Consider the following 17,855-nt stretch of genomic DNA (forward strand, 5'->3'; position numbering starts at 1 on the left):
GAGGGGGTGCCGGTGGGCGCCCCCTTATTTGATGCGTAGGGCATAGACAACATACGCGGGAATCTCACGCAGTATCGCCCGAAGTTGCGCCACGGGTCTGGCCCCTTTCAGGGGTGGTGCAACAGATTGCACCCGCAGCCCGTGCCGCCGCGCAACCAGACGCGCGCGCGGGCCGTGATACCAGTCGGTGACAATCACGACGTCCACCGTATTCAGCATCGGCAAGGCCAGCGCGATGTTCTCGCCCGTCGTTGTCGATTGATCCTCAAGCGTGATCGCACCTGCGGGCACGCCATCCTTGATCAGCAAATCGCGCATGACTGCGGCCTCGCTTGGGGGGTGTTTGCCAAGCCCGCCACAGGCGATCAGATGACTCACATCACCACCATGATATAGCTGCGCCGCGCGCTGCGTGCGCCGCCGCAAGGTGGGCGAGGGGCCATCGGCCCAAACAGCCGCCCCAAGGATCAGTGCCGTTTTCATGGGTCGAACCTGCGCCACTTCATGCCAACTGAAAAGTGCCTATGACCCAGATCAATCCCAATCCCTGATTTTGTCGCTAGACTGGTGCCAATCAAAGGAGGATTCCCATGTATCGCAACGTCCTTGTTCCAATCGCTTATGACTCCGATCACGACCCCAAGGCCGCGATCGAGATTGCCAAAGTCCTGACCGCAAGTGATGGCAAAATCACCCTGCTGCATGTCATGGACGAGGTGCCCGCATATGCCATGTCCTACATGCCAGCCGGTTTTCGTGACGAAACCCGCGTGGCCCTGTCGCGTGATCTGGCCGAAAAAGCCGCCCAGTTGAAAAATGCCACGGGCCTTGTGATTGAGGGGCATTCGGGGCGCACCATCCTGGAATGGGCCGAAGAACATGATGTGGATTGCATCGTCATGGCATCGCACCGGCCGGGCATATCGGACTATTTCCTGGGGTCGACGGCGGCGCGTGTCGTGCGTCATGCGCCTTGCGCGGTGCATGTGATGCGCTAGGCTGGCGAAAGGGAGGACGCCATGCTGAAGATTGAAAAAGGGGCTGCGGGCCAAACGGTGCTGACCACGTTCGAGGTGACGCCGGGCACCTGCGAGGATCTGCTCGAGGCGCTGACTGATGCCTACGAGGTGTGCATCTCCAAACAACCCGGCTTTATCGCCGCGGGCCTGCATGTGAATGATGCCCAGACCCGCATCGCGAACTATTCCAAATGGGAGCGGCGCGAGGATTTTCAGGCGATGCTGCGCACCCCGGAAATGCGCAGGCGCAACCGCGCGATCAGCGAGCTGTGCAAAAGCTTTGAGCCGGTAATGTATGAAGTCGCGGCGGTGTTTTAGGCCTCTGCCGGTGGCAAATCGCGCTGGCAGAACCGGCAGACAACGGCGGCCTCTCGGATGGTTTCGGCACAAAACGGGCATTCCTTGGTCGCGGCGGGCAGGGCAGGTGGCGCGACAGGTGCCTGTGGAATGGCCGGTGGCGCGGGTTGCTGGACGTAATGCACGGTTTGTTGTGGAACAACGTCATCGGTGAAAATCTCGATGAATGCCCAGATTGCCCAGACCGGAAAGAGGAACAGCAACAACAGCAAGGCAACAATCCAGTTGCGTTGAAATGTCTTTACCGCCCCGCCCAGCATCGCGATGATGATGGCGATCACGATGATAACGCCCAGTATTTCGCCCATGAAACCCTTCCCCTTGTGGGGTGATCATGGGGGGAAATGCCATACGGATCAATGCGTGATCCATGTTTTTTGCCCAGGAAGAGTGCTGTTTTACGACGTGGTCGGGCTGTCGGACGGGCAAGCCCGGAATGCGCGCACGGCGGGCGCGGCATCGGTCAGGAGCATCGGGATCGTCGTGGCACCGCTGACGGCCACAGCGCCTGCGTTATATTCCAGCCCGTCCAGCACATTGCCAAAGCCGCTGTCACGCACCGTCAGCGTGGCACCGTCCGTCACATGCCGGTCGGTGCCAATGGCCAAAGGGCGGGGGCCGATGAACTCCATGCCAAAGACAGGTGCATCCGCCCAGGTGCCGTTTTTCAGCGTGATCGCAAGGGCGTATTCCGGCAGGTTTACATCATAGGTGATCACGATCTCGGCGGTGTCGGTGTCGTGGGCGAGCGTGCAAATGGGATCGGGTGAAAACTCCCACGCGAGGGCGGGGACGGGGGCGAGGGCAAGGATCACGGCGAAGCGCATGAAGGGAAGATAGCGCAGTTTACAGCGGCGGGTAGGGCGGGATTTATCCCGCCGAGTGTGGCGGGTTAAATCCCGCCCTACGGGCTGACGGCGCAGTAGTGGTAGCGGATCGGAGTATGCACTCAGTTACTTTTTCGATCTGGCCCACAAAATCATCATGGCGATCACAGCATAATAGGGAGTTACGCTAAGAACTGTCAGTAAGGAAACGTCCGGCCATGCGTTTCCAACTACAATAACTAGCGGTGCGGCGAGAGCAGCTAACGTAATGAGATTGCCTATCAAGTTGGCTGCTTTTCTCAATCTACCGCTTCCCCCCATACCGCGATTTACCACCCCGTTGCCCCGGCCGCCCTGCCGTGCTGCGTCCGCTCATCTTGGTTGCCTCGTCCACCGCCCGATCAACCGCCTGTTGTCGCGCCAGCGGATCGTCGGCAATCGTCAGTTCCACGGTCTCAAGCCGCTTTACCTCGTCGCGCAGCCTTGCCGCTTCCTCGAACTCCAGGTTTTCGGCGGCCTTGCGCATGTCCGTGCGCAGCCCGTCCAGAACGGCTTGCAGGTTCGCACCGGCCAGCGGTTTGTCGACCTTGGCGGTGACGCGGTTCATGTCCACATCGCCCTTGTAGAGGCCCGCCAGAATATCCTCGACGTTCTTTTTCACGGTGGCGGGCGTGATGCCGTGTTCCTCGTTATAGGCGATCTGTTTGGCGCGGCGGCGGTCGGTTTCGCCCAAGGCGCGCTCCATACTGCCGGTCACCCGATCAGCATACATGATCACGCGGCCATCGGCGTTGCGCGCGGCGCGGCCAATCGTCTGGATCAGCGAAGTTTCCGAGCGCAGGAACCCTTCCTTGTCGGCATCCAGAATGGCGACAAGTCCACATTCGGGGATGTCCAGACCCTCGCGCAGCAGGTTGATCCCGATCAGCACATCGAACGCCCCAAGGCGCAGATCGCGCAGGATTTCGATCCGCTCGATCGTGTCAATATCCGAGTGCATGTAGCGCACCTTGATACCATTTTCGTGCAGGTATTCGGTCAGGTCTTCGGCCATGCGTTTGGTCAGGGTCGTCACAAGCGTGCGATAGCCCGCCGCCGTCACCCGCCGGATTTCATCCATGACATCATCGACTTGCGTATCCACGGGGCGGATTTCCACCGGCGGGTCAAGCAGGCCCGTCGGGCGGATCACCTGCTCGGCGAATACACCGCCCGATTGCCCCAGCTCCCATTTCGAGGGGGTGGCGGACACAAAGACCGATTGTGGGCGCATGGCGTCCCATTCCTCGAACTTCAACGGGCGGTTGTCCATGCAGGACGGCAGGCGAAAACCGTGTTCGGCCAGCGTCATCTTGCGGCGGAAGTCGCCCTTGTACATCCCGCCGATCTGGGGCACCGACACGTGGCTTTCATCGGCAAAGACAATCGCGTTGTCGGGGATGAATTCGAACAGTGTGGGCGGGGGTTCACCGGGCGCGCGCCCGGTCAGATAGCGCGAATAGTTTTCGATGCCGTTGCACACGCCTGTCGCTTCTAGCATTTCCAGATCGAAATTCGTGCGCTGTTCAAGGCGTTGCGCCTCAAGCAGTTTTCCCTCGGCGACCAGTTGATCCAGCCGGACGCGCAATTCCTTTTTGATCTGGATAATCGCCTGCTGCATCGTCGGTTTTGGCGTGACGTAGTGCGAATTGGCGTAGATGCGGACCTTTTCGAATGTATCCGTCTTTTCACCCGTAAGTGGGTCAAATTCCGTGATCCCCTCAAGCTCCTCGCCAAAGAACGACAGTTTCCATGCGCGATCATCAAGGTGAGCGGGCCAGATTTCAAGGCTGTCGCCGCGCACACGAAATGTGCCGCGCTGGAACGCCGCATCGTTGCGTTTATAGGCCTGTGCGATCAGATCGGCCATGATTTGCCGCTGGTCGTAATCCTGCCCCGCATGCAAGTCCTGTGTCATCGCGCCGTAGGTTTCCACCGACCCTATCCCGTAGATGCACGACACCGAGGCGATGATGATCACATCATCCCGTTCCAACAGCGCCCGGGTGGCCGAGTGGCGCATCCGGTCGATCTGCTCGTTGATCTGGCTTTCTTTTTCGATGTAGGTGTCGGACCGCGCGACATAGGCTTCGGGCTGGTAGTAGTCATAAAAGCTGACGAAATATTCCACGGCGTTGTCGGGAAAGAAGCCCTTGAATTCACCATAAAGCTGTGCCGCCAGCGTCTTGTTGGGGGCCAGAATGATGGCGGGGCGTTGTGTTGCCTCGATCACCTTGGCCATCGTGAATGTCTTGCCCGTGCCGGTCGCGCCCAGCAGCACCTGATTGCGCTCGCCGTCATTGATTGCCGCGGTCAGTTCGGCAATCGCGGTCGGCTGATCTCCGGCCGGTTCGAATTCGGTGTGCAGCACAAGGCGTTGGCCGCCCTCCAGCTTGTCCCGGTCGCGCACGTCGGGCGCGGGGTTGGACAGCACGGGGATGGTTTCATCGGAATGGGCAAATGGCATTGGTGTTTTCCTGTGGCGGCTCGCTATAATTGGTCCCTTTTTGTTCCGGTTCAACCCCGCGACTGGCCCGCGGTCACCTTCGTTTGTTACACTGCTGACATCACGCTGTCAGGAGGACGGGATGAAACGAGGATTAATCGGGGTGTTTCTTGCGCTGATTGCGACCAGCGCGATTGCCGATGCACATTTGCCCCGCCCGGTCGCGCAGAAAGCCGGGCAGATGGGTATCACTGTCACCGGGCCGCTCGAAGTCGTCTTTGACTGGAGCGAAGATCGCTGCGAGCGCTACAATATCCCCGACCTGCCCGCGCGGGCGTTTCGCGATGACGCTGGGCAGGTCAACCTGTTGATCAGCCACACCACGACCTACCGGATGACGGGTGCGGATTTTGACGCACTTGCGGTGGATTGCGCGCCGGTCATGACCAGCCGCTACGACAGTGACCCTGCCAATTTCGCGCAGAACGAATGGCTCGCGGCGGTGTATGCCGTTGACGGCGGGCAGGTCTTTGGCCTTGTCCACAACGAACATCAGGGCAACACACTTGTGTCAGCCGCATGCCCCTCGGCGGATTATTTCAAGTGCTGGTATAACACCATCACGGCCGCACAATCGGTGGACGGCGGCGCCGAGTTTGCGCCCGTGCAGCCCACCCATCGCGTGGCGGGAATAGAAAAACCATATGTGCCAGACGCGGGCGTCTTTGGCGCGTTCAGCCCGTCCAATATCATCGCGCGTGACGGATATTACTATGCGTTCTTCAAATTGCAGACCTATCCGCTGGGGTTTCAGCATGTCTGCCTGATGCGCACCGATGATCTGGGTGATCCCACGGCGTGGCGGTTTTGGGACCGGCTGGGATTTGACGGCGTCTTTGTCGATCCCTACCGATCAGATGATGCGCGCGCCCTGAGTACGTCCGTTTGCCCCGCCGTAGCAATTGATCAGATCGCTGAGATGTACGAGGGCGTCAGCTGGAACACCGCGCTGCAAAAATATGTGCTGATCGGCACCAGCAGCGACCCGGCGAACGATCCGAATATCTTTGGGTTCTATGCCGCCTTTTCCGACGATCTGGTCACATGGACTCGCCGCATGCCGGTGATCGAGGCGCGCTTGCCGTGGCGCACCGACGATCCAAATGTGCCGGTCTATCTTTATCCAACGTTAATTGATCACGACAGCCCGTCGCGCAATTTCGAAACGACGGGGGCTACGGCCTATCTTTATTTTACCCGTCTCAATAACGGGCAAGCGGGGCTTGATCGTGATCTGGTGCGCTTTCCCGTTGCGTTTCTCGCGGCCGATTAGGACGCCTTGCGCCACGGCGCGATTTGCCGGATAACAGCGCCACGTCAACACCAGCGGGGCCGATCATGCGCGCACGAATCTACAAGCCAGCCAAAACAGCGATGTCGTCGGGCACCGCAAAAACCCATGCCTGGGTTCTGGAATTCGCGCCTGCCTCGGCCCGCGCGGTTGATCCGTTGATGGGCTGGACATCCTCGAGCGATACCCAGGCCCAGGTGCACATGTCATTTGAAACCAAAGAGGCGGCGCTGGAATACGCCGCCGAAAACGGTATCGACGCCACCGTGCAAGAACCCAAGACCCGCAAGGCCAATATCCGCGCGGGCGGCTACGGCGAGAATTTCGCGACAAACCGGCGCGGTGCATGGACCCACTAAGGGTCTTGCTGCAACGCTGTGGTCCCGCCATAAGATGCGCCATGCGCTCCCTTAGCTCAGCTGGATAGAGCAGCCGACTTCTAATCGGCAGGTCGAGGGTTCGAATCCTTCAGGGAGCGCCATATTTCCTTGCCCTACCGCTTCGCTACTTGAGGGCGACTTTTGGCGCGGGTTCGAAGATACTCCTCTCACGCGCGCCATTTCTGGCCCTGTTGGTGACGTAAGACAGTCTCTGGTCGCCGACCCGTCGGGCGGGTCGCCGATCAGACCGGCGCCTGCGGCTTAAGGCCGGTCTGGGTGAGGCCTGGGCATGTGGCCAGCCCCGGCACCCAACCCTCAGGTCTGAAACCCGCCATCCATCCGGTCCAGAACGTCCAGCCCAAGCGTGTTGAGATAGTGCAGGATGTCGATGAAGATCCAGTTTTCGGCCAGTTTGTCGCCGTCGCGGCGGTAGATGTCGATCACCCGAAACTCGCCCGCTTTGCCGCTGGCGGGCATCCCCATGAACCCGCCCGTTGCGACGGCTGTGAAATTGGGCCAGCCGAAAAAGCCGCCAAAATGCCCCTCGGCCATGCGGCACATGTGGCGGGTCTTCGTGCGTTCGCTGAACCCTGCGCGAAACGGGCCGGAATGCTGTGTGGCATAGCGGTCGATCGTGTAGGTGGCACCAACCCCCGCCGGTCCCCACCAGATCATATCGTCGTGCCATGTGCGGGCCAGTTCCTGTTCCAGCGGAAGACCAAGGTTCCAAGTTCCCAGATCGCTGATCATGGCGTTGATCGTTGCCAGCGTTGCAGCGCCCTGCGCCGGATCACAGGCATCATAAAGCAACCCATCATGGCCAATCGGCCCGGGCTGCACCAGATGTGCGGCGGTTTGCGGCGGAAACGGATTTTGCCCCGCCTGGATCATCAAATGCGGGATATCGCAAAACTGTGCTGTCTCGACGATTCTGCCATCCGCGATCTTGTGAAATTCGCAATAGCGCAGGAACGTCATCTTGCGGGTCGGCGGGATGCCCAGCCACGGCGCATCGAACAGGCCCACCAAATGGCCCATCGATACGACCCAGGTGCTGGTCTCGCCGTCGATTTCATTGAGTCCGGCAAAGAAAATATCCTCGCGCCGTTGCAACCGCGTCAGCGCTGTCAGCAGCGGTGCCCAAAAGAGGCGTGCCACATCAGCGGCGCCCGTCAGCAGGTTGAACGGGTGCATCCCGCGCCAGATATAATCGCGGCTGGTCGTCTGGGCCAGCACATCGGCGATCGTCCCGGGCGTGGCCGTCGCCAATACGCGATGGTAATCGCGCACGATCTGTTTGGCGGCTTGAAAGTCAGTCATTGCGTCCCCGTTTTCGCGTTTGCGAGGACTATCAGTCGCGCTGCAAACGTATTCAAGCAGCAAATGCCGCCATTGACGAACCGCGCCCTGACCCTAATCTGCACCGACTTTGAACAGGAGTGCGCGTGCCCGATTCCATCGACCTTGTGATCTTTGACTGTGACGGTGTTCTGGTCGATAGCGAAGCCATCAGCGCCCGCGTCCTGATTGCAGCGCTCGCGGAATTGGGCGTGGTCGTGGACCTTGCGCATTTCTCGAGCCATTTTGTGGGGCGCAGTTTTCCCACGGTGGCGAAAACCATCCGCGAGGCGTTTTCCGTCACCCTTCCCGACGATTTCGAAGCCCAGTATCGCGCGCGGTTGCTGGATGTCTTTGGCGAAGAATTAACAACAACGCAGGGCATTCGCGATATATTGGACGCGGTCAAACGTCCGATCTGCGTGGCAACCTCAAGCAGCCCGCCGCGTGTGAAATGGTCGCTCGCCTTGACTGGGCTGACGGATTATTTCGGGAGTGCGGTCTTTACGGCCTCCGAGGTCGAGAATGGCAAACCGGCGCCCGACCTGTTCTTGCATACGGCGCAACAGATGGGCGTCGACCCGGCCCGCTGCCTTGTGATCGAGGACAGTTTGCCGGGCGTGCACGCGGGCTTGGCGGCGGGCATGCCGGTGATGCGCTACATCGGCGGAACCCACCTCAGGGGCCGCAAACCTACCGATCTCAAGACCCCGCCCAATGTCACAGTCTTTGACAAATGGCAGCAATTCTTTCACATCATGCCCGAACTTCGCAAGAACGAGGACTAGGATGGCCGCGAACGGCAAACCATCGGGCGATGCAGGACGGCTGGACGATGCCGCGCGGGCGGGCTGGCTCTATTATGTGGCGGGCAACACCCAGGACGACATCGCGCGCAAGCTGGGCGTGTCACGCCAGTCGGCGCAGCGGCTTGTATCGCTGGCGGTGTCCGAACGGCTGATCAAGGTCCGGTTGGACCATCCCATCGGGCGCTGCATGGATCTGGCCGAGGCCGTCACCGCGCGCTACGGCCTCAGGATGTGCGAGATCGTGCCATCGGACCCCGATGCGCCAGAGTTGCTGACGGGCGTGGCGATCGCCGCCGCCGCCGAGATGGAGCGCGTGCTGAAATCGCCCGAGGAAAAGATCATCGCGCTGGGCACGGGCCGGGCGCTCAAGGCCTGCGTGGAACAATTGCCGCAGATGACCTGCCCGCAACACCGGATCGTGTCGCGCCTTGGCAACATGATGTCGGACGGATCGGCCACCCCCTATAACGCGGTCATTCGCATGGCGGATCGCGTGGGTGCGCAACACTATCCGTTTCCCTTGCCGGTCCTGGCGCGGGACGCGGCGGAACTGGATGTGCTGCATCAGCAGGGGGCGGTCCGAAACACTATCGCGCTTTGTGCCAAGGCCGATTTGACACTGGTCGGCATCGGTCAGATTGATCTGGGCGCGCCCCTTGTGGTGGACGGGTTCCTGTCCAAAGACGAGCTGCACGAGCTTGAGGCCGCCGGTGCCGCGGGCGAGATCACAAGCTGGATTTATGACGCCGAAGGGCGGTTGATTGATTGCGACTACAACGCCCGCGTTGCATCGGCCCCACTGCCCAAGGCCGCCGAGAACCTGGTGATTGCCGTTGCTGTCGGGCAGGCCAAATTGCGCGCCCTGACGGCGGCCTTGCGGGGTGGCTTGATCAACGGTTTGATCACCAACGAAGCGATGGCGCAGGAATTGCTGCGCCGCAGCTAAGAGATTTTCCCAAGTCCCGGCAAGCCTTTATCTGTTTTTTGCAGGTGTTTTTGTGTTGTCCATTGACTCGAATCGGCCGTTAAGTGAGTATTTGCCCACGTATTAAGCAAATGCCCACCCTGGGCATATGGGAGGACTACCATGAAAACGACTATGCGCGCCCTTATGGGTGCATCCGCATTGCTGTCCGTTGCGTCGCTCGCGACGGCGGAAAGCCATGCAACAGAACTGACCATCGCGATCGTCAACAACGGCCACATGATCAACATGCAGACCGTTGCCGAAGCCTACACCGCCGAGACCGGCGTTGAACTGAACTGGGTTTCCCTGGAAGAAGGCGTTTTGCGCGAGCAGGTCACGTCTGATACGGCAACCGGTGGTGGCCAGTATGACATCATCAACATCGGCATGCAGGAAGCACCCATCTGGGGCGCTGCTGGCTGGATCGAGCCGCTGAACTTCAGCGCAGAATATGACGTTGACGACATTCTGCCCGCAATGCGCGATGGCCTGTCCGCTGATGGTCAGCTTTACGCTGCACCATTCTACGGTGAATCCTCGATGGTCATGTATCGCAAGGACCTGGCAGAGGCTGCCGGCGTAACAATCGCTGACAACGACTCGTGGGACAACGTGATGGCGGCCGCTGCTGCGATGCACGACCCCGACAACGGTGTTTATGGCGCGTGTCTGCGCGGTAAGCCAGGTTGGGGCGACAACATGGCGTTCGTTACAACCATGGTAAACTCCTTCGGTGGCGCCTGGTTCGATGCTGAAATGCGTCCACAGCTTGACTCCGCCGAGTGGCAGTCTGCAATTGAATTCTACGTTGAGCTTCTGGGCACATACGGCCCTCCCGGATCCGAAGGTAACTCCTTCAACGAGATCCTCGCGCTTTACAACGAAGGCAAGTGTGGCCTGTGGATCGACGCAACGATCGCTGCTTCCTTCCTCGAAGTAGACGGCGTTGCATACGCTCAGTCGCCAAACGCTGGTAACCCAGTTGGTGCGAACTGGCTGTGGGCATGGGCAATGGCTGTTCCAACAGGGTCGCCAAACTCCGAAGCTGCACAAGACTTCATCGAGTGGGCAACATCCAAGGAATACATCCAGGCCGTGGGCAACCACCCTGAATTTGGTTGGGGTTCTGTTCCAACAGGCACACGTGCGTCCACATACGAGATCTCTGAATTCCTGGCCGCTGCACCTTTCGCAGCAGCTGAGATGGCAGCGATCGAATCTGCGGCTCCTGGCGCGACAGACCTGAAGCCATACGTTGGTGTTCAGTTCGCATCTATCCCTGAATTCCCCGAAGTGGGCACGGCGGTAGCTCAGGAAATCGCTGCGGCACTGTCCGGCGCGAAATCAGTCGAAGATGCGCTGGCCGCAAGCCAGGAAGCAGCTGACTCGATCATGCGTGAAGCTGGCTACTACGAATAAGTCGCAAGACTTGGGAAAGACCCGGCCATAGTCGGGTCTTTCCACCCCATCCGTTACCTGAATAGTTGAGTTTTTCCCAAAAAACCGAGTCACTCGGTTTGGCTACGGCGTTCAGGGCCGGAAACCTGTTATGCTAAGCGCACATTCACCACGCTGAGGAACCCGAGCTATGGCCAATAGAACAATTCCACGCCTTCTCCAGACACCGGCAGTTCTACTCTTGTTGTTCTGGATGATTGTCCCGCTGGGGATGACGCTTTTTTATTCCTTTATCCGCTATGTTCTCAACAGCACACAGCGCCCCGAGTGGATGACACCGTCGTTCAGCAACTGGCGCGGCTTTGGGAACTACCAATTCGTTCTGAACTCCAAGGATTTCATCCTTGCCATCAAGAACAGCCTGTTCATCGTGACAAGCATTTTGTTTCTGACGGTCGTTCTTGGGGTAATGATCGCCGTCTTGATCAACCGCACTTTCCCAGGGCGGGGCATTGTGCGTGTTTTGTTGATTTCGCCCTTCTTTGTGATGCCCGCCGTGAACGCGGTGTTGTGGATCAACATGCTGCTTGACCCGGTGCTGGGCCTGCAGGGGATCGCGGTCGGCGGCCTCAATAGCATGGTCGCGGGTCTGCAAGACGCGCCGCTGGTCGGCTGGTTCTTCAATATGTGGCCGGTGTTCGAGCCAATCTCGTTCCGCGCAACCCAAACTTCGGCAATTGCAGTCATCATGATGGTGACATGGCAGTGGACACCTTTCGCGGTGCTGATCTTCATGACCTCGCTGCAGTCCGAGGACCAGCAGCAAAAAGAAGCCGCCGTTCTGGACGGGGCAGGGCGCTGGGCGCAGTTCCGGTTCCTGACCTTGCCGCACCTTGGCCGTCCGATGGCGATCGTGGTGATGATCCAGGCGATTTTCCATCTGTCGCTTTATGCGGAAATCGAAATCGTCAGCCGTGGGAACGGCAACAAGAACCTGCCTTACCTGATCGGTGAATTCGCGAACAACAACATCGGTGCGGCAAGTGCCACAGGCATTTTCGCAGTCATTCTCGCCAACATCGTAGCGATCTTCCTGCTGCGCATGGTTGGCAAGACATTGATGGAATAAGGGGAAACGACAATGGCAATCGTTGCACAAACTTCTCGGTTCTCAAAGATCGCATGGCCGACATTGGCCTGGGTCGTGGCGCTGATCTTTTTCTTCCCGATCTTCTACATGGTCATGACCAGCTTCAAGACGGATGCGGATGCGGTAAAGCCCGAGTTCCTGTTCCGGTTCACCCCGACGTTGGAAAACTACGCCAACATGACCCAGAACTACGACTACTGGCGCTTTGCAACCAACTCGATCATCACGTCGGTCTTTGCGACGATATTCACGCTGATCGTCGGGGTGCCGGCCGCCTATGCGATGGCCTTTAACCCCAGCAAGGGCACCAAGGACGTGCTGATGTGGATGTTGTCGACCAAGATGCTGCCCGCCGCGGCAGTGCTTTATCCGATGACATTCCTGACCAAGAACGTGTTTAACCTCTTTGATACGCACTTTCTGGTGATTTTGGTGCTGAGCCTGATCAACCTGCCGATCGTGATCTGGATGCTGTTCACCTACTTCAAGGACATCCCCAAGGACATCATCGAAGCGGGCAAGATGGACGGGCTGACCACTTGGGGCGAAGTGCGGGAAATTCTTATTCCGCTGGCCTGGGGCGGGATTGTCTCCACGGCGTTGCTGACGTTCATCTTTTGCTGGAACGAAGCCTACTGGACGGTGCGCCTCACCACGATTGATGCAGCAACCCTGTCCAAACTCATTGAAGGCAACCGCGCACCCGAAGGCTTGTTCTTTGGTCGCCTGTCAGCAGTCTCAACCGCAGCGGTTGGCCCGATCATCGTTCTGGGCTGGTTCTGTCAGAAACAATTGGTCCAAGGCTTGACCTTCGGCGCAGTGAAATAAGGAGCGGGCTCATGGGAAGCATCGTACTCGAAAATGTCTCGAAACGATTTGGCGACGTGGAGGTTATTCCGCCGCTCGACCTGACAATCGAAGATGGTGAATTTGTCGTCTTTGTCGGCCCGTCAGGCTGCGGTAAATCCACACTGCTGCGTCTGATTGCAGGTCTGGAAGAAACCACCGACGGTCACATCAAGATCGATGGCGCCGACATGACCGAAGTGTCGCCAGCCAAACGCGGCCTGTCGATGGTGTTCCAGTCCTACGCGCTTTATCCGCATATGACGGTGCGCAAGAACATCGCCTTTCCCTTGCGGATGGCGGGTTTGCCCCAAGATGTGCAGGATGCCAAGATCGACGCCGCGGCCAAGGCGCTGAACCTGACCGATTATCTTGATCGCAAGCCGGGCCAGTTGTCGGGCGGTCAGCGTCAGCGTGTGGCCATTGGCCGTGCAATCGTGCGCGAACCTTCGGCCTTTCTGTTTGACGAGCCGCTGTCGAACCTTGACGCCGCGCTGCGTGTCGGCATGCGTCTGGAAATCTCCGAGCTGCACGAAACCCTGAAAACCACCATGATCTATGTGACCCACGATCAGGTCGAAGCCATGACCATGGCCGACAAGATCGTTGTGTTGCAGGCCGGCGTGATCGAACAGGTCGGCAGCCCGCTTGATCTTTATCACGCACCGCGCAACGTGTTCGTGGCCGGCTTTATCGGTTCGCCCAAGATGAACCTGATCGAAGGGCCCGAAGCCGCCAAACATGACGCCAAGACCATCGGGATTCGCCCCGAACACATGTCGGTGTCCAAGGAAAGCGGCACATGGAAAGGCACCGTGGGCGTGGCCGAACACCTTGGGTCGGATACCTTTATCCACGTTCATGATACGGGGCTTGGCGATATGATCACCGTGCGCATTTCGGGCGATATTCCGGCCCGTCACGGAGACACGATCTATCTGACGCCTGATCTGGAACAAATGCACCGCTTTGGTGCGGACGGCCTGCGGATCGCATGACTCGGCTGGCGGGAAAAACCGCGCTGATCACGGGCGCGGCCCGCGGGATCGGGTTGGCCTTCGCGCAGGCCTACGTTGCCGAAGGCGCGCGTGTGGCGATTGCCGACATCAACATTGATGCCGCGCGTGCCGCTGCCAAGGACATCGGCGAAAGTGCCATCGCCGCGCCGTTGGACGTCACCGATCAGGCCAGCATTGACGCTTGTGTCGCGACCGTGGATTCCGAATTTGGCGGGATCGATATTCTGATCAACAACGCCGCCCTGTTCGAGGCCGCCGAACTGGTCGATATCACCCGCGCCAGCTACGACAGGCTGTTTGCGGTGAACGTGCAGGGCACCCTGTTCATGATGCAGGCGGTCGCGAAATCCATGATCGCGCGCGGGCAGGGTGGCAAGATCATCAACATGGCCAGTCAGGCCGGTCGGCGCGGCGAGGCCTTGGTCGCCGTCTACTGTGCAACCAAGGCCGCCGTGATCAGCCTGACGCAATCGGCGGGCCTGAACCTGATCAGGCACGGGATCAACGTGAACGCCATCGCGCCCGGCGTGGTCGATGGTGATCACTGGGTCGGTGTTGATGCCTATTTCGCGCGCCTTGAAGGGCTGAAGCCGGGCGAGAAAAAGAAACAGGTCGGCGCGGCAGTCCCGTTTGGGCGCATGGGCACGGCAGAGGATTTAACCGGTATGGCCGTGTTTTTGGCCACGCCAGACGCCGACTATATCGTGGCGCAAACCTATAACGTCGATGGCGGGAACTGGATGAGCTGATGGCACAAAAACTGAACCTCACAAACCTGTCAAACCTGCCTGAAACCGTTGGCCGACCCTCGTATGGGCGCGCCGACCTGAGCGCTGGAATCCTGCACATCGGGGTTGGCAATTTCCACCGCGCGCATCAGGCCGTCTATCTGGATCGCCTGTTCGAGATGGGCGAAAGCCGCGATTGGGCGATTGTCGGCGGTGGCGTCAAACACTTTGATCAGGCCACCCGCGACCGCCTTGAAGGGCAGGACTGGTTGTCCACCATCGTTGAACTTGATCCCGATCAACTCAGCGCGCGGATCAACGGCGCGATGATTGATTTTCTACCCGTCGATCCGGCGGCGATCGTCGCAAAGCTGGCCGATCCGGCGATCCGTATCGTATCGCTCACCGTGACCGAGGGCGGCTATTATGTTGATGCGTTGACGGGCGGTTTTGACACCAGCCACCCCGAAGTGCAGGCCGATGTCGGCGCGCCCGCCACCCCGAAAACCGTTTTTGGGATCATCATTGCGGGCCTGCGCGCGCGTCGTGATGCAGGCCAGGTGCCGTTCACGGTCATGTCCTGTGATAACCTCCCCGAAAACGGCCACGTGGCGCGTAATTCGGTGCTTGGACTTGCCCAATTGATCGACGCGGATCTCGCCGCCTGGATTGCCGACAACGTGACCTTTCCCAACGGGATGGTCGATTGCATCACCCCCGCCACGACCGACCGCGAGCGCGCCATCGTGCGCGACCAGTTCGGGATCGAAGATGCGGCCCCCGTGATTTGTGAGCCCTTTCACCAATGGGTGCTCGAGGACAAGTTCACGGCCGGTCGCCCCGCCCTTGAAAAGGTCGGTGTCGAATTTGTCGACAATGTCACGCCCTATGAGTTGATGAAGCTGCGCATCCTCAATGGTGGTCACGCTGCGATTGCCTATGTGGGCGCGCTGCTGGGGCATACCTATTCCTACGAGGCGATGAACGATCCTGATATTGCCGCGTGGTATGCGCATCTGGGCCGCACCGAAATCATCCCGACCCTTGACCCGATCAAGGGCGTCGATTTTGACGCCTACCTCACGACCTGCATTGCGCGGTTTGGCAATACTGCCGTAGCCGATACGGTGGCGCGTCTGTGTCTGGACGGGTCGAACCGCCAGCCGAAATTCATCCTGCCGACGCTGGTCGATGCGCTGGCGCAAGACAGCGCGATTAACGGTCTGGCACTGGAAATCGCGCTTTGGTGCCGGTTCTGCGCGGCGACGGCCGATCCTGCATCGGGCCTCACCCTTGAGGACGAGCGCGCGCGCGCCCTGACAGCGGCCGCCCTGGCGACCCGCCACACACCTGATGCCTTCCTTGGGATCACGGATGTGTTTGGCGATCTGCAAAAGAACGCGCGCCTGTCGGCGGCCTTTTCCGGCTGGATGGAGATGCTTTGGACAAACGATGCGCGCGCGGTCTTGCGCGCCTATGTTGCCGGTCCCGAAGCCCTGCGCAGACTGGCCTAAGCGCCCCAGAAATACAGCGTGAGCTGATAAAAGATCGGCGCGGCAAAGACCACGCTGTCAAGCTGGTCAGCCACACCGCCCTGACCGGGGATCAGGTGCGACCAGTCCTTGATGCCGCGGTCGCGCTTGATCGCGGCAAAGACGATATTGCCGAACATGCCCACCAATGACGCCACCCCCGCCATCGCCATCGCGCCAATGATGCCAAACGGGGTGATCCAGGCCAGCAGCGCACCGATCAGCATGGCCGATCCCACGCCGCAGATCACGCCCTCGTAGGTTTTGGGTGAAATTCCGGCAGCGATCTTGGTGCGCCCGATCCGGCGCCCAAAGAAGAAATCCAACAGGTCGCCAAATTGCACCACCAACACCAGAAAGGCGATCAGCAGCAGCGCGCGTTCATGCGGGTAGCCTTCGATTTGTATGGTCATCAGGGCAGGCACATTGCTGGCGCAGAACACCGCGATCATCAACCCCCACTGGGTTTCCGCCACCCGCACCAGAAACCGGTTTGCATCCCCGCGCAGGGCGCTGACGATGGGCAATAGCAGGAACGCGTAAACCGGGATGAACACCATGAACATCCCCGACCAGCCCAGCCAGATCAGCACATATTGCACCGGCAGAATGATATAGAACGCCACCGCCAGCGACATGTGGTCGGCCTGCGATTTGCTGGTCATCGTCATCAATTCGCGCAGCGCAGCAAAGGAGGCAAAGGCAAACAGGACCACGATCCCGATCCGCCCGATCAGGAGCGCGAGCGACAGCAGGATCACCATTGCCCACCATGAATGCACACGGGTCATGAAGGTTTCGACCACCGGGTTGCTACCATCGGGCGCAACCTTGGCACGCAGGATTTCACCAAACAGCGTCAGCGCCATGAGGATCCCGGCAACCCCCAGAAACAGCAGCAGGATATCGGAAGTTGTGTTGCTCATGTGCGCACCTCGGGGGCCAGGCCAAGCAGCGCATCGGATGCACGGGTCAGAAAGGCATCCTTGTCCTCGTCCGGTGCCACATGCACCGGCGCGCCAAAGGTCACGGTGCAGATCAGGGGCAGGGGGATGACCTCGCCCTTGGGCATGATTTCATTGACGTTATCGATCCAGGTGGGCACCAGATCGACATCGGGGAAGGCCTTGCCGATGTTATAAAGGCCAGCCTTGAAGGGCAGCAGCGGATCGTCAGTCATGTTGCGGTTGCCTTCGGGGAAAATGATCAGGCTTGATCCCTCTTCAAGGGCCCGGAGGATGGCCGCCATCGGGTCTTCTCCGGCGGCGCGGGCCTCGGGGCGGCGATCGACCAGCACACAGTTGAATACCTCGGGTCCGACAAAGGCGCGCAACCTGTTTTTCAGCCAGTAATCTGCCGCCGCGACGGGGCGCACAGTGCGGCGCATCGCAGGCGGCAGGCAGGACCAGATCATTGGCATATCGCCATTGCTGACGTGATTGGCGTAATAGACGCGCTGATGGGGCACGGGCGCGATCCCGCGCCAGTCGGGACGCACCGCCGTCACGAAACGGGCGAACATCGCAATGGCATGGCCGACGATATTGGCAGCGAAACGGCGCAAGAGGGTCAAAGGGTTCACCATGTTGCCAGAGTGGCGCAGGCGTGCGGGTTTGAAAAGCGTTTAGACGCAAGAACCCCGCCCCCCG

At 59.6% G+C, this 17,855-nt stretch carries 19 protein-coding genes and 1 tRNA gene; 13 read left to right on the top strand and 7 right to left on the bottom strand.

Annotated features, from left to right (window positions below; translation table 11 throughout):
- Positions 1–24: 24 nt before the first annotated feature.
- Positions 25–483: a YdcF family protein gene (locus FTO60_RS03450; protein ID WP_148054663.1), complete on the bottom strand. Its 459-nt coding sequence runs from the start codon at positions 481–483 to the stop codon at positions 25–27.
- Positions 484–590: 107 nt separating this feature from the next.
- On the opposite strand from FTO60_RS03450, the gene FTO60_RS03455 reads away from it, so the two are divergent.
- A complete protein-coding gene (locus FTO60_RS03455) occupies positions 591–998 on the top strand; it encodes a universal stress protein (RefSeq protein ID WP_148054664.1) in 408 nt (135 codons plus the stop codon).
- Between the two features lie 21 nt (positions 999–1,019).
- Positions 1,020–1,337, top strand: coding sequence for an antibiotic biosynthesis monooxygenase (locus FTO60_RS03460; RefSeq protein ID WP_148054665.1), 318 nt, complete (start codon positions 1,020–1,022; stop codon positions 1,335–1,337).
- Here the strand turns inward: FTO60_RS03460 and FTO60_RS03465 are convergent.
- The 3 genes from FTO60_RS03465 to uvrB all read right to left on the bottom strand — a co-directional run bounded on the left by FTO60_RS03465 (position 1,334) and on the right by uvrB (position 4,709).
- The gene (locus FTO60_RS03465; protein WP_148054666.1) at positions 1,334–1,684 is read right to left on the bottom strand and encodes a hypothetical protein; all 351 of its coding nucleotides are present in this window, start codon (positions 1,682–1,684) and stop codon (positions 1,334–1,336) included. The genes FTO60_RS03460 and FTO60_RS03465 overlap by 4 nt on opposite strands.
- 90 nt (positions 1,685–1,774) lie before the next feature.
- Complete coding sequence (locus FTO60_RS03470) at positions 1,775–2,203, bottom strand: excinuclease ABC subunit B (protein ID WP_148054667.1); 429 nt, start codon at positions 2,201–2,203, stop codon at positions 1,775–1,777.
- A 304-nt stretch (positions 2,204–2,507) separates the two neighbouring features.
- A complete protein-coding gene (gene uvrB, locus FTO60_RS03475) occupies positions 2,508–4,709 on the bottom strand; it encodes an excinuclease ABC subunit UvrB (protein WP_148054668.1) in 2,202 nt (733 codons plus the stop codon).
- A 121-nt stretch (positions 4,710–4,830) separates the two neighbouring features.
- On the opposite strand from uvrB, the gene FTO60_RS03480 reads away from it, so the two are divergent.
- The 3 genes from FTO60_RS03480 (at position 4,831) to FTO60_RS03490 (ending at position 6,520) form a co-directional block, all read left to right on the top strand.
- Complete coding sequence (locus FTO60_RS03480) at positions 4,831–6,021, top strand: hypothetical protein (protein WP_148054669.1); 1,191 nt, start codon at positions 4,831–4,833, stop codon at positions 6,019–6,021.
- Between the two features lie 65 nt (positions 6,022–6,086).
- Positions 6,087–6,398: an ETC complex I subunit gene (locus FTO60_RS03485; RefSeq protein WP_148054670.1), complete on the top strand. Its 312-nt coding sequence runs from the start codon at positions 6,087–6,089 to the stop codon at positions 6,396–6,398.
- Between the two features lie 45 nt (positions 6,399–6,443).
- Positions 6,444–6,520 (top strand) — tRNA-Arg (locus tag FTO60_RS03490).
- Positions 6,521–6,734: 214 nt separating this feature from the next.
- Here the strand turns inward: FTO60_RS03490 and FTO60_RS03495 are convergent.
- Entirely contained in the window at positions 6,735–7,739 is a 1,005-nt protein-coding gene (locus FTO60_RS03495) for an ester cyclase (protein WP_148054671.1), read from the bottom strand.
- Positions 7,740–7,864: 125 nt separating this feature from the next.
- Here FTO60_RS03495 and FTO60_RS03500 point away from each other — a divergent pair, with 125 nt between their 5' ends.
- The 8 genes from FTO60_RS03500 to FTO60_RS03535 all read left to right on the top strand — a co-directional run bounded on the left by FTO60_RS03500 (position 7,865) and on the right by FTO60_RS03535 (position 16,188).
- Positions 7,865–8,545 carry an HAD family phosphatase gene (locus FTO60_RS03500; protein ID WP_197738511.1) on the top strand — a complete coding sequence of 227 codons (681 nt, stop codon included), beginning with the start codon at positions 7,865–7,867 and terminating at the stop codon, positions 8,543–8,545.
- Position 8,546: 1 nt separating this feature from the next.
- The gene (locus FTO60_RS03505) at positions 8,547–9,512 is read left to right on the top strand and encodes a sugar-binding transcriptional regulator (RefSeq protein ID WP_148054673.1); all 966 of its coding nucleotides are present in this window, start codon (positions 8,547–8,549) and stop codon (positions 9,510–9,512) included.
- Positions 9,513–9,653: 141 nt separating this feature from the next.
- Positions 9,654–10,952 carry a sugar ABC transporter substrate-binding protein gene (locus FTO60_RS03510; protein WP_148054674.1) on the top strand — a complete coding sequence of 433 codons (1,299 nt, stop codon included), beginning with the start codon at positions 9,654–9,656 and terminating at the stop codon, positions 10,950–10,952.
- 169 nt (positions 10,953–11,121) lie between these two features.
- Positions 11,122–12,060, top strand: a complete 939-nt coding sequence (locus FTO60_RS03515; RefSeq protein ID WP_148054675.1) for a carbohydrate ABC transporter permease — start codon at positions 11,122–11,124, stop codon at positions 12,058–12,060.
- Between the two features lie 12 nt (positions 12,061–12,072).
- On the top strand, positions 12,073–12,909 hold the full coding sequence (locus tag FTO60_RS03520; RefSeq protein WP_148054676.1) for a carbohydrate ABC transporter permease: 837 nt from the start codon (positions 12,073–12,075) through the stop codon (positions 12,907–12,909).
- An 11-nt stretch (positions 12,910–12,920) separates the two neighbouring features.
- Positions 12,921–13,925 carry an ABC transporter ATP-binding protein gene (locus FTO60_RS03525; protein WP_148054677.1) on the top strand — a complete coding sequence of 335 codons (1,005 nt, stop codon included), beginning with the start codon at positions 12,921–12,923 and terminating at the stop codon, positions 13,923–13,925.
- Entirely contained in the window at positions 13,922–14,695 is a 774-nt protein-coding gene (locus FTO60_RS03530) for an L-iditol 2-dehydrogenase (protein ID WP_148054678.1), read from the top strand. The genes FTO60_RS03525 and FTO60_RS03530 overlap by 4 nt, the downstream gene beginning before the upstream one ends.
- Positions 14,695–16,188: a mannitol dehydrogenase family protein gene (locus FTO60_RS03535; RefSeq protein WP_148054679.1), complete on the top strand. Its 1,494-nt coding sequence runs from the start codon at positions 14,695–14,697 to the stop codon at positions 16,186–16,188. The genes FTO60_RS03530 and FTO60_RS03535 overlap by 1 nt, the downstream gene beginning before the upstream one ends.
- Here the strand turns inward: FTO60_RS03535 and FTO60_RS03540 are convergent.
- Together FTO60_RS03540 and FTO60_RS03545 are read right to left on the bottom strand one after the other, a co-directional pair.
- On the bottom strand, positions 16,185–17,132 hold the full coding sequence (locus FTO60_RS03540) for a phosphatidate cytidylyltransferase (RefSeq protein WP_148054680.1): 948 nt from the start codon (positions 17,130–17,132) through the stop codon (positions 16,185–16,187). The genes FTO60_RS03535 and FTO60_RS03540 overlap by 4 nt on opposite strands.
- On the bottom strand, positions 17,129–17,791 hold the full coding sequence (locus FTO60_RS03545) for a 1-acyl-sn-glycerol-3-phosphate acyltransferase (RefSeq protein ID WP_172623789.1): 663 nt from the start codon (positions 17,789–17,791) through the stop codon (positions 17,129–17,131). Before FTO60_RS03545 ends, FTO60_RS03540 begins: the two co-directional genes overlap by 4 nt.
- Positions 17,792–17,855: the final 64 nt, after the last annotated feature.

The organism is Octadecabacter sp. SW4 (assembly GCF_008065155.1).
Classification (GTDB): Bacteria; Pseudomonadota; Alphaproteobacteria; order Rhodobacterales; family Rhodobacteraceae; genus SW4.